This is a genomic window from Bacillus cereus group sp. MG4, assembly GCF_040460055.1.
Classification (GTDB): Bacteria; Bacillota; Bacilli; order Bacillales; family Bacillaceae_G; genus Bacillus_A; species Bacillus_A wiedmannii.
Window position 1 is genome coordinate 2,533,199 of record NZ_JARVGZ010000001.1, and the last position, 14,174, is coordinate 2,547,372.

Here is a 14,174-nt window from a genome sequence, read left to right on the forward strand (position 1 = left end):
ATTACTCATGACTGTAGGTGATTCATACTATATATAATATTTTTTAGAAACGCATAAATCGGAGGTAATACAAAAGTGTTCGGAATATTAACTTGGATGGTTTTCGCTCTTACTTTAATGTTATGCGACTTCATCGTTGGCATTTTTTAAATTATTGCTGGTATTAAATGTCGTAACTCACTTACTATTATGGCTGGTTTCATTAGCATATCGCTTATTGTTGTTCCTATCATTTGTATAGGTTATGGAATAGATCTAGAGCGGATGGTTCCAATTTCAGGAACTTTATATTGGAGTTTTTTCTCTTTAGCCGGACTATTAGCTATTATAAGCGGAAGACAAATATCAAGTATTCGTGCTATGGGACGCTTTTGTTTATAACAGGATTATGCTCTGTGAGTGGTTGTCACCTTTTATATCTCACTCTTTAAAAGACAAAAAAGCAGGGAAATTAATTCCCTGCTTTTCTATTTGATTTATTGCCTGACGGTAAGAAGAACGATAACACCCAAGCAATCCCTGCGAGTATCGTTGCAATTAAGAAGGCATCGTTAATACCGTTAATTGCAGATAGCTTTGAAATTTGTCCAAATAATAGTTGCGTGCTCATCGCATCTCCTGCTTGCGCTGAGCCAGCAATAGCTGCTAAACTTTGCCCCATGCCGTGTACTTTATCAACTAAAATTGGGTTTGATGTTGTTAACATGTTGCCGTAATCTGCTACGTGAGCAGTCGTTTGTTGCGTCATAAGTGTAATTAATATCGCTGTTCCAATTGAACCAGCTACTTGTCTTGACGTATTTTGCGTTGCTGTACCATGAGAAATTAATTTCATCGGCAGTGCGTTCATACCTGCTGTCATAATTGGCATCATAATGAATGACATACCAATCGAACGTATAATATAATCCGTCATAATAACGCTATACGGTGTATCCATCGATAACGTTGTGAATTCATATGTCGCAAACGTTGTAATGGCTAAACCGACAATTGCTAACGGACGAATACCATACTTATCAAATAGTTTACCTGCAATAGGTCCCATGATCCCCATAATTAATGATCCTGGCAGTAGTAATAAACCTGATTCTATCGGTGTGAAACCGCGAATGTTTTGCAGATATACCGGAAGTAATAACATACCTCCGAATAATGCCATCGTAACAATTGCATTAATTACTAAAGTAAAAGTAAATACTGGGTATTTAAATACTTGTAAATCAAGCATTTTATTGTCCGTTGTTAGCTCTCTCCAAATAAATACCGCAATACCTACTACACCAATGATAAGTGAAATAACAACCTCTGCACTAGTCCAACTATTATTTCCTGCTTCACTAAATCCGTACAATAAGCTACCTAGTCCAATACTTGAACTAACAACACCGAATACATCTAACTTCGTTTTAGATACTGGCTGAGCTAGTGTAAAGAATTTTAAAGATAGGAATGTAATAATTAAACCGATGATAAACATCGCATAGAACATTAAGTTCCAGCTATAGTTTTCAATCACCCAGCCCGTTACAGTTGGTCCGATAGCTGGTGCTAAAATCATCGCTACACCTAGTAATCCCATCGCTGCTCCGCGCTTATGAGGCGGGAATAATGTCATGAAAATATTCATACCAACCGGCATTAAAATACCTGCACCCACCGCCTGAATAACGCGGCCCGTCATCATCATTGTAAAGTTTCCTGAAATAGCACAAATGATAGATCCTACCGTGAAGAATAACATTGCCGCTACGAATAATTTACGATACGTAAATCGTGAAACTAAAAAGGCACTAATCGGTACTAAAATACCATTTACGAGCATGAAGCCTGTAATTAACCATTGTGCTGTTGAAGTTGATACATTAAATTCATTCATTAACGGAGGCAATGCAACGTTAATAATTGTTTGGTTTAAAATAGAAACGAACATGCCGAGAATTAATACAGCTACAACTGCTTTTACGTTCACATTTTCTACAGGCGTAGACATTTGTTTTTTCGGCACTTCTTTTTCTTGTTTTACTTCTTCTTGCTTTCCTGTTTCTAACTCAACTACATTAGAAATTTCTGCTTCTTGCTTTCGTTCAATTTCTTTCTCTTCTGTTTCTACCTTACTTACTTCTATCTTATTTACGGCTGGGACTTGTTCTTCTCCCACGTTCGTTTTTTTCTTTCGTAAAAGACGATTTACAAGGAAGAAGACGATTATACAAAATAGTGCATATCCTGCAATTGCAATTGAGGACATCTCATCTCCCCCTTACTTATGAATACGAACTGACACATTCATTCCAGGAACAATATTTACTGATTTACTATGATCTAAAGAAATTTTAACTGGTACTACTTGTGTTACTTTCGTATAGTTCGCTGTTGCGTTGCTTGATGGTAACATAGAGAATGTATTCGCTGTTGTTAATCCAACTTGCTCTACTTTTCCTGATAACGTTGTATCTGGGTATGCATCTACATACACATCTACATCTTGACCTTTTTGTACATCGTCAACATCTGTTTCTTCAATGTTTGCTGTTACCCATAAGTTGTTCATATCAAATGCATAAGCAATTGGGCTACCTGCTCCAACGAAAGCATTTGTCGTTGCATTTGATTGTACAATTGTTGCATTTTGTGGAATTGTTACATCTACTGTTTGTTCTCCATTTGCTGCCGCTACAGTAACAGCACCTAATTTATCATTTTCATTGTAATTCTTTCCTACTTCAGCTTTCCAGTCAGTTAATTTACCTGCTACTGGTGATGCAATCGGAATTACCTTTCCATCAATTTTTGCATTTTCTGTTTTTAAATAATTTTCCGCTTGATTGTAATAGTAATAACCGCCAATACCGCCGCCAACTAGTACAATTAATGTGATAATGTTGATAATCACCATTCTTCGAAACTGATTCATTGCATTCCTCTCCTTATATCGCATATAATTTTTTTCTAAACTATTTACGTCCTTATTGTTTAGATTGTTTAATTGTTAATTATATTAACTTTTAAACAAAAAAATCACACCATCTGCGGTGTAAATTGAAATTTATCTACCTGCGAGCGGTGCTGATTTCTGAAGGACTATCGTTTATAATTATAAATAATTATTTTGAATCTACAACCGACAATTCACGCATGAAATGTCGGTTAAACAACAATATAATACCTATATGTTGTTTAAGTATAGAAAATTAAACGAGGGGAAGTAAAAATGTCTATTAAAAATACAAATGATCCACGTGTAAAGCGGACGAGACAACTCATACAGGATGCTTTTGTCGCTTTAGTAGGCGAAAAAGGATTTGATGATGTAACTGTTCAACATATTGCAGAACGTGCTACTGTAAATCGCGCTACGTTTTATAGCCATTACCATGATAAATATGACCTATTAGACAAAAGCATTGAAGAAATGTTAGAGAAGTTAACAGAAGTTATTAAGCCGAAAAATAGAAATAAAGGAGAGTTTCAACTTACATTTGATTCACCACATCCGAAATTTTTGGCTTTGTTCGAACATATCGCAGAAAATGTGAACTTCTATAACGTTATGCTTGGTGATAAAGCCGCTGGAAACTACTCTTATAAAATGATGAAAACAATACAAACACATTTAACATTAAGCTTGTCTATTTCACAGCCAGATGATAAAGATCTTATGGTTCCTCGTGATATTTTAATTAGTTATGTGACAGGAGCTCATATCGGGATGATTATGTCATGGTTAAAAAGAGGGATGATTTATACCCCGCATTTTATGGCCATGCAATTAACTCGTTTAATTATTTTAGGAGCTCATACTGCTGCAGGATTAGAACGACCTTTTTAAAACATAAAAAAGCGAAGGAAAATCTCCTTCGCTTTTTCTATTAATTAAATGTAATGTTATGTACAGCCTCTTTATCAAGACGTTTAATAACTTCTACAATTAACTTCACTGCATTTTCATAGTCATCACGGTGTAACATTGCCGCATGAGAATGAATGTAGCGCGTTGCAATCGTAATTGCCATAGACGGAATACCATTTGCAGAAATGTGAATTGCGCCTGCATCCGTTCCACCGCCCGCTACTGAATCATATTGATACGGGATTTGTAATTCGTCAGCAACATCAACTACAAAGTCACGTAAACCTGTATGTCCAATAACAGAAGCATCATATAAAATGATCTGTGGTCCATCACCCATTTTACTTTGCGCTTCTTTTGCCGTTACACCTGGCGTATCTCCAGCGATGCCAACATCTACTGCGAACGCGATATCTGGTTTAATATAGTTCGCAGATGTTTTCGCACCACGAAGACCAACTTCTTCTTGTACAGTCCCTACGCCGTATACAACGTTTGGATGCTTTTCATCTTTTAATTGTTTTAATACGTCAATTGCAATTGCACAACCAATTCGGTTATCCCATGCTTTTGCAAGTAACATTTTTTCATTTTTCATCACTTGGAATTCAAAGTAAGGTACAACTTGATCGCCTGGTCGTACGCCCCACTCCATTGCCTCTTCTTGGCTAGAAGCACCAATATCGATGAACATGTCTTTAATTTCAACTGGCTTTTTACGCGCTTCTGGAGGTAGGATGTGCGGTGGTTTTGAACCAATTACACCTGTTACATCTCCTTTACGCGTTACAATTGTCACGCGCTGCGCAAGCATAACTTGTGACCACCAGCCACCAACCGTTTGGAAACGAAGGAAACCTTTGTCATCAATTTGTGTGATCATAAAGCCGACTTCATCTAAATGACCTGCAACCATAATTTTCGGGCCGTTTTCTTCCCCTACTTTTTTCGCAACTAAGCTTCCTAAATTATCAGTAGAAAGTTCGTCCGCAAACGGCTCAATATATTTCTTCATTACTTCGCGTGGTTCACGCTCGTTACCCGCAATACCACGTGCATCTGTTAATTCTTTTAGCATTGTCAATGTCGCGTCTAATTTTGTCATTGCCAACACCCTCCTTTTTCTTCAGTCACTTCATTATACAAAAGGAAATTGAAATATTCAAAAATTAAATCAATATCCTTTTGTTTGACGCTGATGATTTACTTCATTTTTATCTAAATATGCCTTTTCAATTTCTTCTTGCTCAAACTCTAGCGCTTGTCCAAGTCGAAGGTAGCTTGTAAATAATTCAATATAGTTCGTAATAGATGGTTGATCTGTAAAACGAATTACTTTCGCATATGTGTCTAAGAAAATTTCTACTTGTGTTTTATTCGTTTGTGCACATTTATAGAATAGGAAGTTTTTATCAATACCTAAATCAATTCCGATTGATAAAATAAAATGCAAGCCATCTACGTATTCTTCTAATATTACTTCACGTTCTGATGCTGGTTTGTTGCTCCAATATTTAAAACAACGTGTTTCATTTGCAAGTTCTCCAATTTCTACAAGAAGAGCTAACATTTTTTCTTTTAACAACTTTTTCGGTTGTAAATCATGCTCTTTCACAATACGGTCATCTAATTCTTTTTGTAATTTAAATAGTTGTAGTAAGTCCATTCTATTGTCCTCCTCCAACATCGCATTTTACGCAACAATGTTGTTTCATCTCAAAGTTCATTATTATTTTTCGTTTCTTATTAATAAGTCAGCCATTTATCTCTTTACAAAATAGCTTGTCCTTAATTTACAAATACGTTTCAATCATCACTATTAGATTGTTCACTCCGATTGGTGATAGTTAATCATTATCCGGGGATTGTCCACTGATAAAAAATTTATTTTATCTGATGAAAGTTCCATATCATCTTTCCATTATAGCAGTGTCGTTTCAGGTAGGAAAGATACTCTTCTTTCCAAAGGAGGATAATTGAAAAAAGCCAGGAGAATTCTCCTGGCTTCATATAGATATTCTTCTATATCGCTATAGCTTTTATATTGATTTTGTCATATCGATAACGACATACTTCTCTTTGCATACAAATAAAAAAACCTTAGAAGAAAAATCTTCTAAGGTTTCAACTAATTAATTAGTTAATGTTGTTTTTTGCAACTGTTGCTAATTCAGCGAAAGCTTTTTCGTCATGAACAGCTAAGTCAGCAAGCATCTTGCGGTTAACTTCGATGCCAGCATTTTTAAGACCGTGCATTAAACGGCTGTAAGAAAGACCATTCATACGAGCTGCTGCGTTGATACGTGTAATCCATAATTTACGGAAGTCACGTTTCTTTTGACGACGGTCACGGAATGCATACATTAGAGATTTCATAACCTGTTGGTTAGCAACCTTGAATAATGTACTCTTAGAACCGTAGTAACCTTTTGCTAATTTTATAACTTTTTTACGACGTTGACGAGTAACTGTACCACCTTTTACTCTTGGCATAATATTACCTCCTAATTGTTCTATATATCAGCCGAACTTATTTTAAGTTGTCAAGCATTTGACGAATGCGTTTGAAGTCACCAGCGCTTACTACACCAGCTTTACGTAGTTTACGTTTAGCTTTTGTAGATTTGTTAGCGAATAAATGGCTTGTGTAAGCGTGAGAACGTTTCAGTTTACCTGATCCAGTCTTTTTGAAACGCTTTGCAGAGCCGCGATGAGTTTTTTGTTTAGGCATAGGTATTTCCTCCTCTATCTATTACTTATCGTTTTTCGGTGCTAAAACTAAGAACATACTACGTCCTTCCATTTTAGGCTTAGATTCAATTGTACTAACTTCAGCACAAGCTTCTGAGAAGCGATCTAAAACACGTTGACCGATTTCTTTATGAGTAATGGCACGTCCTTTAAAGCGAATTGACGCTTTAACCTTGTCGCCTTTCTCTAAAAACTTGATAGCATTACGAAGTTTTGTGTTAAAGTCGTGTTCATCAATTGTTGGACTTAAACGAACTTCTTTCATGCTAATTACTTTTTGATTTTTGCGCTGTTCTTTTTCTTTCTTCTGTTGCTCAAAGCGGAATTTACCGTAGTCCATAATGCGGCATACTGGCGGTTTCGCATTTGGAGCAACTAATACTAAATCAAGATTAAGATTTGCAGCTAAGTCTAAAGCGTCATTACGAGACTTGATTCCAAGTTGATCGCCATTTGCACCAACTAAACGTACTTCACGTGCACGAATTTGCTCGTTAATCATCATATCCTTGCTAATAGTAAGCCACCTCCAAGGTTTTTTCAGAACATCTTTTGTAGTCATAGAACCCGACAAAAAAAGTGCGGGCATACGACACCCACACTTGTAAATTCTTAAGTAAGAAATACATTTACCTGTAAACTGCGAATGCGTCCATCAGGTGAGAAGCGGGTGCTTCTACTTGTTCCACAAAACAATATTCTATTATCCTTGATGAGTTTATCATAGGACATGACGTCTGTCAAGAAGACGCTATGTGTTTTACTAACAACAAGAAATATTGTAACAAACAACTAACATACTTGCAATACTTTTTTATGATAAGTATAGTTTGGTTATTTTTTCTAGTTTTTCTTTTTTATAATACATACGAAAGCCGCGGTATACCGCGGCTCTGTCTTATCGTTTTCCTTCTACTTTAATCATATCAACAAAAGCATCTAATGCAATTGTTTCTGATTTTTGTTCACCATATTTACGTACGTTTACGCCGTTTTCAGTTACTTCATTGTCACCTACTACAAGCATGTACGGAATTTTTTGCATTTGTGCTTCACGGATTTTGTAACCAATTTTCTCTTCACGAGTATCTAATTCAACACGGATACCAGCACGACGTAATTCATCTTGTACTTTCTTCGCATAGTCTAAATGTACTTGCGGAGAAACTGGAATTACTTGCGCTTGAACTGGAGCTAACCAAGTTGGGAATGCACCTTTGTATTCTTCAATTAAGAAGGCTACGAAACGTTCCATAGTTGATACAACACCACGGTGAATTACAACTGGACGATGTTGTTTACCGTCTTCACCAACGTAAGATAATTCAAAGCGTTCTGGAAGTAAGAAGTCTAATTGTACAGTTGAAAGTGTTTCGTCTTTTCCAAGAGCAGTACGAACTTGAACGTCAAGTTTTGGACCGTAGAATGCCGCTTCACCTTCAGCTTCATAGTAATCAAGACCCATTTCATCCATAGCTTCTTTTAACATACCTTGTGCTTTTTCCCACATCTCATCATCAGCATAGTACTTTTTAGTATCAGCTGGGTCACGATAAGATAGACGGAATGAATAGTTCTCTAAACCAAAATCTTTGTACACTTCTAGAGTTAAGTTTACAACACGTTTTAACTCTTCTTTAATTTGATCTGGGCGAACGAAAATGTGCGCATCGTTTAAAGTCATTCCGCGTACACGTTGTAATCCAGATAATGCTCCAGACATTTCATAGCGGTGCATTGTTCCAAGTTCCGCAATACGGATTGGTAATTCACGGTAGCTGTGAATATCATTTTTATAAACCATCATGTGGTGAGGGCAGTTCATCGGACGAAGAACTAACTCTTCATTATCCATTTCCATTGATGGGAACATACCATCACGGTAGTGATTCCAGTGACCAGAAGTTTCATAAAGCTCTCTGCTTCCTAGTACTGGAGTGTATACGTGATCATAGCCTAAGCTTGCTTCTTTATCAACGATGTAACGCTCGATAATGCGGCGGATAGTTGCACCTTTTGGTAACCAAAGTGGTAAACCTTGTCCTACTTTTTGGCTATTAGTAAATAGTTTTAATTCTTTACCTAATTTACGGTGATCGCGCTCTTTCGCTTCTTCAAGCATACGTAAGTGCTCATCTAATTCTGCTTTCTTAACGAATGCAGTACCGTAAATACGTTGTAGCATTTTATTATTGCTATCGCCGCGCCAGTAAGCACCTGCAACGCTTAATAATTTAAATACTTTAATTTTCCCTGTAGATGGAAGGTGAACACCACGGCAAAGGTCGAAGAATTCGCCTTGCTCATAGATTGAAATAACTGCATCTTCTGGAAGATCGTTAATTAAATCTAATTTTAACTCATCGCCGATTTCTTCAAAGCGACGAAGTGCTTCTGCACGTGGCACTTCATGACGAACGATTTCTAAGTTCTCGTTCACAATTTTTTGCATTTCTTTTTCGATTTTCTTGAAGTCTTCAACTGTAATTGCTTCTTCCATATCAATATCGTAGTAGAAGCCATTTTCAATTACTGGACCAATACCAAGCTCAAGCTTAGCATCTTTATATAAACGTTTTAACGCTTGTGCTAATAGGTGGGCTGTCGAATGGCGTAAAATGTATAAGCCATCTTCAGAATCTAATGTAATAATAGAAACTGCACCATCTTCTTCGATTGGTGTAACAAGATCGATCATCTCATCGTTTAATTTTCCAGCCACAGCTTTTTTCTTTAAGCCTGGGCTAATAGAAGCTGCGATTTCTTCAGTTGTTACGCCTTTTGGAAACTCCTTCACAGCTCCATCAGGGAAAGTAATTTTAACTACATCTGCCATCACTGGTCACTCCTCTTTTTTTTTCAAAATAAAAAACACTCATCCCGTAAAAAGGGACGAGTGTTGAATTCGTGGTTCCACCCTTGTTCCAATTAACATTATTGTTAATTGCTCAAGTTCAACATAACGGTGTTGTCCGTTAGCAATTACTAGAAAAAAACGTTCACTGCTAAAGTTTAGAGGTGGTAAGTAATAATCCCGTATTAGGAAGCTCACACCCTAAGGCTTCCCTCTCTGAAAATCGTAGAAAACTACTCATGTCCTCATCATGACATTTCAATATATTTCATTTATGTAGGTAATTATATGCTCAAAAACTTAGAAAATCAAGGGCGTTACCTTTATTTTTTAAATTTTTCACATTGCGCTCAAACTCATGTAATCCATGTAATTGAACCCGTTCTTGAAATACATTTCGCAAAGTAATAATCATATTATGGTCTTGTTCTTTCGTATATAAATAAATTTTTTTCGGCGAAATAGAAAGAAGTGGTGCAATTACTTTCGTATCAATATATACATCCTTTTGCTTCAATAATTCCTCATCTATATATTGGACCAATTTCTCCTGTTTTAAACGTCTACCTTTATCATCATAGAAAATAAAGCTTTCATCAAAAATAAGATGCACACAGGACAAACGTGATTTTCGGCTGCGCACTTGTTGCCTTAGCGTCTCAATAAACATTTGATATTCTTGTTCCAACTTATACTCATCAATCGACAATTCAGCAAGCTTAGCTACCATTTCCCTATATGTACGAAGGCGAAAACGAACATATGATGAAAACGAGAACGAAAGCGGATCACAAAGCCAGTTATTTAAAGAGGATTTAATATATGATTCAAATGTGTGACGTGTTAATTCTCGAGCAATTTCTTTTCTTCTTCCCTTTAAAATCTCTTGTGCCATATGCAATATTTGATGACACTCTTCCTCTTCTTCATAAAAAAACTTCTCTTTTAAGATTGTATAAATCCACTCATTTTGCTTTACATTCACAATGAAATATACCATTACCGGCAATAAAATCTTTTCAATATAATTCGATTCACATACTGGTATATGAATCACCACTTTTTGTTCCTGTAAATACACACTCGTTTCCTTATATAACAGTTCCGCTCTTTTCAATAGTTGTCTATATACATGCATAGCATCATTTTTTTCTTCGAAGCAAATTTCAATCACTTTTGTCCCCCCTTTTATCCCTGCTCTAAAGGATTGTATCTATACGTTACAAATCCTATAAGAGTCCGTCCCGTGGAAGTTCACTCTTAGTAGAATTACATTTCCTGTTGTTAGAAAATCCACTCAATATGGCTTGCTAATTTTATATATATTAAGGGAGGGAGAAAAAAATGATACAAGCTACAATGAATTTTCTATAAGAAGTTTTTCGTTTTGCAATTCACCTATTCTGAAAAGTGTTCAAAACGAAAAAAGAGCAAGCTTTTCAGCTTACTCTTTACTTATGACGTCGGTTTTTCCCGCCAATCGGAATTGGCTTCGCTAAATATTTAATTCGTTCCATAATACGTGCTGCTTTCATTTGTTCTGCTTCACCACGCTGTGTATACGTTAAATGATGTTCCAATTCCTTGAAATCAAAGTTAGACGTAAAGAACGTCGGCAAGTTTTCTAACATACGGAATTGCAAAATTGCACCAAGCACATCGTCACGCACAAAGCTTGACATCGCTTCTGCTCCGATATCATCTAGCATTAAAACTTGTACGCGTTTCACCGCATCAATCTTTTCCCCAATCGAATTATCTTGAATCGAACTTTTAATTTCACGTAAAAATTCAGGGAAGTATACGAGCATCGAACTTATTTTCTTTTGAGCAAGTTCATTCGCCATTGCTCCTAACAAATACGTTTTCCCTACACCAAATTTACCGTACAAATATAAACCTTGTACTTTTTTACCAGGTTCATATGTACTTAAAAATTCATTAGCTGCACCGATTGCATCAATACGCGCATCTAAATCTGAAGGATCTAAGTTTTCCATCGTTGCCTGTAAAATGTCAGTTGGCATATATACACTTTGAACGAGTTTTTCATATTTCTTTCTCTCGTCATATGCTACTTTTCTAACGCAACGATCGTATTGAATATCAATCATCTTCCCTTGGATAACGAGCTTTGGCTCATATCCTTGCAGCATGTTTTTACACGAACCTAGATCCGGACAATCCGCACAACCTACACTTTGTCCAATATATTCGTATAACTTCACCAGGCTGCGCTCAATCATAGAAGTTGTTACTTCACCTTGATGTTCGTCTATAAATTCTTTCACACGCGGATGTGCCATTACTTCCGCCTTTAATACTTCATATCTATTTTTAAAATTTTTATTTTCCATTAACTTTGCAAATGAATTTTGAATATGCTCCATTTTCTCACCTCAAAGAGCGTTCATTCTCTTCTATTAATCACGCTTATATTTTTTTAACACTTCTTCTAGTCGTTTTCGTTCATCATCTAACGTACTTGCATCTTTTTTCTTACTTACATCTTTCTTCACTATTTCTTTCTCTTGTTCTTTCGGCTCTTCTTTCAGCCAATCTGGTACCATTTCTTTTCTTATCGTTTTCTTCGACGTACGGCCTTTTTTCTTCGTCTCAGCCCATTCTTGATATTGACGGTTTTCTTCTTTCGCTAACGCCATTGCTTCAGCTACTGTACCGACCTTTTTACGTGCCCAATGCCCAGCAATCTTCTCCACATACGTTTTCGCAAGCTTCATATCTGAGCGTAGCATAACGTAATAAATAAGTACATTCACAACACCTGGCGTTAATTTTTGATTGATCATTACATCTTCAACGATCTGCAAGTCAGCCTTTGTCGCCTCTGCACCACCAGAGATTTCTTTTAATAGTTGTTTTGGTGAGATTTCCTCTAACTGTTTTATTAACATCTCTTCTTGCGTAGAAGGCTCTTTTCCTTCCATCATACGTGCAGCGTGAGGTTGTACTCTTTCACTTAATACAGGTAACGCTTGACCGTTTTCGAACTGATACCAATCACGCGCTCCTTTTCTAAGCCTTTCGATATCAATTGTCTGCATCTCTGTCACCGTACCAAGAACGATATTTCGCATCGATAACACATCTACATCGTACACGTAAGCAAGTGTAATGACACATTCTCGCACTTGATCTGTAATCGCCTTTTTAGGGACAAGAGCGGACAAACCTTCTACAAATAAAGAGAAATCAAAGAAATCATTCCAAACTTTTGGAGCGTCTCCCTTCTCGTTACTTGGCATAGCTGTCGTTTTTGGAATACGAAGATCTTCTTGCGCATGCTCAAGCTGTCCTGGATTAAACGAACCAAACACATCATTGAAAGAACGCGTAACATTTTCATAAGAAGCAAAATCAAATTCTTCTTCTAAGAAATATTGCTTTACTTGATTATATTTTGTCCGACTCAATCGATTGTATAAAAAGATGCTTAACACAATATCATCAAAAAACTGCTTCGGAGATAAAGGTGGTTGCAATTCGTATATAAACATTCGAATATCTTTTTCTTTCTTAATATATACCTTCAAAAGCCCGATTGCTTCTAACTTTACTCGTTCCTCATATATTTCGGGAAGCTGCATTTGCATCGTCACCATAAGGGAATGATGTGTATTCTCTTTTCCAAACACACGATCTTGCTCTAACTCTCCCCATAGCGTCATGTACAAGCTAAAAGCTCTACTACTTATTAACGGCTGATACAACATCGTTAACACTTTTCGGTCGTAATTATGCAGTAACCCTTTCGCACTTACTTTATAACGATCAATTGGCAATAGCTCCATCCATGACTGTTTTTCCATTCTTGCTTTTCCTTTCTCTCATCCAATCTATCCTCTACTTCATTCGTTCTATCTTCATTATATAATTGCTTAGCGAAAAAGAGCTATTAGCTTTCGCTTCTAGCTCTCTTATCTCATTACTTACGGTATGTAAAGAGAATAAAATACAACTTCTACTCTCTTTCTTTTTGCAGTATATCTTTTAATTCTTCAATAAATACATTTAAATCTTTAAATTGGCGATATACAGAAGCAAAACGCACGTAAGCAACATCATCAATATCACGCAGTTCTTCCATAACAATTTCACCAATCATATCACTTTTCACTTCTGATATACCTAAATTACGAAGTTCACGTTCCACACTTTGAGTTACTTCTTCTAATTGTCTTAAAGATACTGGTCTTTTTTCGCACGCTTTAATTAAGCCGCGCAAAATCTTTTCTTTATTAAATTCTTCTCGTGTGCCTTCTTTTTTTACAACGATAAGAGGTGACTCTTCTACTCTTTCAAATGTCGTAAAGCGACTTAAACAACTTTCACACTCTCTCCTTCTTCGAATAGAGCGCCCCTCGTCTACCGGACGCGAATCTAACACTCTTGTACCATTATGCGAACAGGATGGACAACGCAATATATTCACTCCTTTACACTATACTCTTTATTTTTTCTCTACTTACTTCATCTGACAATATATATACAATATTATATAACTCATTCTAACTCTCTTACCACTTTAAGTTTAAGCACATTATTTTATCATCTCGTTTTCAAAAATAAGATGGTAGATGGGGTGCTAACTTATTCGTAAGAGCCCAATTTATCTCACTAACGAGTACGTTATATTTTTCCTTTTTTATAAACTAAAAAAGAGGTGCATTATACACCTCTTTACATTTTAAATCA

13 protein-coding genes, 1 pseudogene and 2 other annotated features are annotated in these 14,174 nt (G+C 36.3%); of the genes and pseudogenes, 2 read left to right on the plus strand and 12 right to left on the minus strand.

Going from position 1 to position 14,174, the window contains the following annotated elements; translation table 11 throughout:
• Nucleotides 1–189: 189 nt before the first annotated feature.
• Nucleotides 190–431 (plus strand): annotated as a pseudogene (locus QCI41_RS13325) (ammonia permease).
• Between the two features lie 20 nt (nucleotides 432–451).
• Here QCI41_RS13325 and QCI41_RS13330 read toward each other — a convergent pair.
• Nucleotides 452–2,251 carry a DHA2 family efflux MFS transporter permease subunit gene (locus QCI41_RS13330; RefSeq protein ID WP_046956237.1) on the minus strand — a complete coding sequence of 600 codons (1,800 nt, stop codon included), beginning with the start codon at nucleotides 2,249–2,251 and terminating at the stop codon, nucleotides 452–454.
• A 12-nt stretch (nucleotides 2,252–2,263) separates the two neighbouring features.
• A complete protein-coding gene (locus QCI41_RS13335) occupies nucleotides 2,264–2,917 on the minus strand; it encodes an HlyD family secretion protein (protein ID WP_001071411.1) in 654 nt (217 codons plus the stop codon).
• A 297-nt stretch (nucleotides 2,918–3,214) separates the two neighbouring features.
• Between QCI41_RS13335 and QCI41_RS13340 the strand changes: the two genes are divergently transcribed.
• The gene (locus QCI41_RS13340; RefSeq protein ID WP_353837321.1) at nucleotides 3,215–3,832 is read left to right on the plus strand and encodes a TetR/AcrR family transcriptional regulator; all 618 of its coding nucleotides are present in this window, start codon (nucleotides 3,215–3,217) and stop codon (nucleotides 3,830–3,832) included.
• 40 nt (nucleotides 3,833–3,872) lie between these two features.
• Here QCI41_RS13340 and QCI41_RS13345 read toward each other — a convergent pair whose 3' ends face one another.
• The 10 genes from QCI41_RS13345 to nrdR form a co-directional block, all read right to left on the minus strand.
• Nucleotides 3,873–4,958 carry a M42 family metallopeptidase gene (locus QCI41_RS13345; RefSeq protein WP_000163551.1) on the minus strand — a complete coding sequence of 362 codons (1,086 nt, stop codon included), beginning with the start codon at nucleotides 4,956–4,958 and terminating at the stop codon, nucleotides 3,873–3,875.
• Between the two features lie 69 nt (nucleotides 4,959–5,027).
• Nucleotides 5,028–5,519, minus strand: a complete 492-nt coding sequence (locus tag QCI41_RS13350; RefSeq protein WP_353837320.1) for a dUTP diphosphatase — start codon at nucleotides 5,517–5,519, stop codon at nucleotides 5,028–5,030.
• 470 nt (nucleotides 5,520–5,989) lie between these two features.
• Complete coding sequence (gene rplT, locus QCI41_RS13355; RefSeq protein WP_001138364.1) at nucleotides 5,990–6,346, minus strand: 50S ribosomal protein L20; 357 nt, start codon at nucleotides 6,344–6,346, stop codon at nucleotides 5,990–5,992.
• Nucleotides 6,347–6,383: 37 nt separating this feature from the next.
• Nucleotides 6,384–6,584 (minus strand): 50S ribosomal protein L35, encoded by a 201-nt coding sequence (gene rpmI / locus QCI41_RS13360; RefSeq protein ID WP_001125946.1) that lies wholly within the window; start codon nucleotides 6,582–6,584, stop codon nucleotides 6,384–6,386.
• 21 nt (nucleotides 6,585–6,605) lie between these two features.
• Entirely contained in the window at nucleotides 6,606–7,109 is a 504-nt protein-coding gene (infC, locus tag QCI41_RS13365) for a translation initiation factor IF-3 (protein ID WP_000973214.1), read from the minus strand.
• Nucleotides 7,110–7,171: 62 nt separating this feature from the next.
• Nucleotides 7,172–7,292, minus strand: a sequence feature (ribosomal protein L20 leader region).
• Between the two features lie 210 nt (nucleotides 7,293–7,502).
• Nucleotides 7,503–9,440, minus strand: a complete 1,938-nt coding sequence (gene thrS, locus QCI41_RS13370) for a threonine--tRNA ligase (RefSeq protein ID WP_000786074.1) — start codon at nucleotides 9,438–9,440, stop codon at nucleotides 7,503–7,505.
• A 49-nt stretch (nucleotides 9,441–9,489) separates the two neighbouring features.
• Nucleotides 9,490–9,719, minus strand: a binding site (T-box leader).
• Nucleotides 9,720–9,750: 31 nt separating this feature from the next.
• Complete coding sequence (gene ytxC / locus QCI41_RS13375) at nucleotides 9,751–10,632, minus strand: putative sporulation protein YtxC (protein WP_000569616.1); 882 nt, start codon at nucleotides 10,630–10,632, stop codon at nucleotides 9,751–9,753.
• Nucleotides 10,633–10,909: 277 nt separating this feature from the next.
• Nucleotides 10,910–11,848 (minus strand): primosomal protein DnaI, encoded by a 939-nt coding sequence (dnaI, locus tag QCI41_RS13380; RefSeq protein ID WP_000400114.1) that lies wholly within the window; start codon nucleotides 11,846–11,848, stop codon nucleotides 10,910–10,912.
• Nucleotides 11,849–11,881: 33 nt separating this feature from the next.
• Nucleotides 11,882–13,288 (minus strand): replication initiation and membrane attachment family protein, encoded by a 1,407-nt coding sequence (locus QCI41_RS13385; protein WP_353837319.1) that lies wholly within the window; start codon nucleotides 13,286–13,288, stop codon nucleotides 11,882–11,884.
• A gap of 152 nt (nucleotides 13,289–13,440) precedes the next feature.
• Complete coding sequence (nrdR, locus tag QCI41_RS13390; RefSeq protein ID WP_001203687.1) at nucleotides 13,441–13,902, minus strand: transcriptional regulator NrdR; 462 nt, start codon at nucleotides 13,900–13,902, stop codon at nucleotides 13,441–13,443.
• Between the last annotated feature and the right edge of the window lie 272 nt (nucleotides 13,903–14,174).

Bases quoted from the DNA above. Each gene is read 5' to 3' on its own strand.
- QCI41_RS13340 (WP_353837321.1), top strand. From the start codon at position 3,215: ATGTCTATTAAAAATACAAATGATCCACGTGTAAAGCGGACGAGACAA.
- rplT (WP_001138364.1), bottom strand. From the start codon at position 6,346: ATGCCAAGAGTAAAAGGTGGTACAGTTACTCGTCAACGTCGTAAAAAA.
- rpmI (WP_001125946.1), bottom strand. From the start codon at position 6,584: ATGCCTAAACAAAAAACTCATCGCGGCTCTGCAAAGCGTTTCAAAAAG.
- QCI41_RS13350 (WP_353837320.1), bottom strand. From the start codon at position 5,519: ATGGACTTACTACAACTATTTAAATTACAAAAAGAATTAGATGACCGT.
- thrS (WP_000786074.1), bottom strand. From the start codon at position 9,440: ATGGCAGATGTAGTTAAAATTACTTTCCCTGATGGAGCTGTGAAGGAG.
- QCI41_RS13345 (WP_000163551.1), bottom strand. From the start codon at position 4,958: ATGACAAAATTAGACGCGACATTGACAATGCTAAAAGAATTAACAGAT.
- QCI41_RS13330 (WP_046956237.1), bottom strand. From the start codon at position 2,251: ATGTCCTCAATTGCAATTGCAGGATATGCACTATTTTGTATAATCGTC.
- QCI41_RS13385 (WP_353837319.1), bottom strand. From the start codon at position 13,288: ATGGAAAAACAGTCATGGATGGAGCTATTGCCAATTGATCGTTATAAA.
- QCI41_RS13335 (WP_001071411.1), bottom strand. From the start codon at position 2,917: ATGAATCAGTTTCGAAGAATGGTGATTATCAACATTATCACATTAATT.
- dnaI (WP_000400114.1), bottom strand. From the start codon at position 11,848: ATGGAGCATATTCAAAATTCATTTGCAAAGTTAATGGAAAATAAAAAT.
- infC (WP_000973214.1), bottom strand. From the start codon at position 7,109: ATGATGATTAACGAGCAAATTCGTGCACGTGAAGTACGTTTAGTTGGT.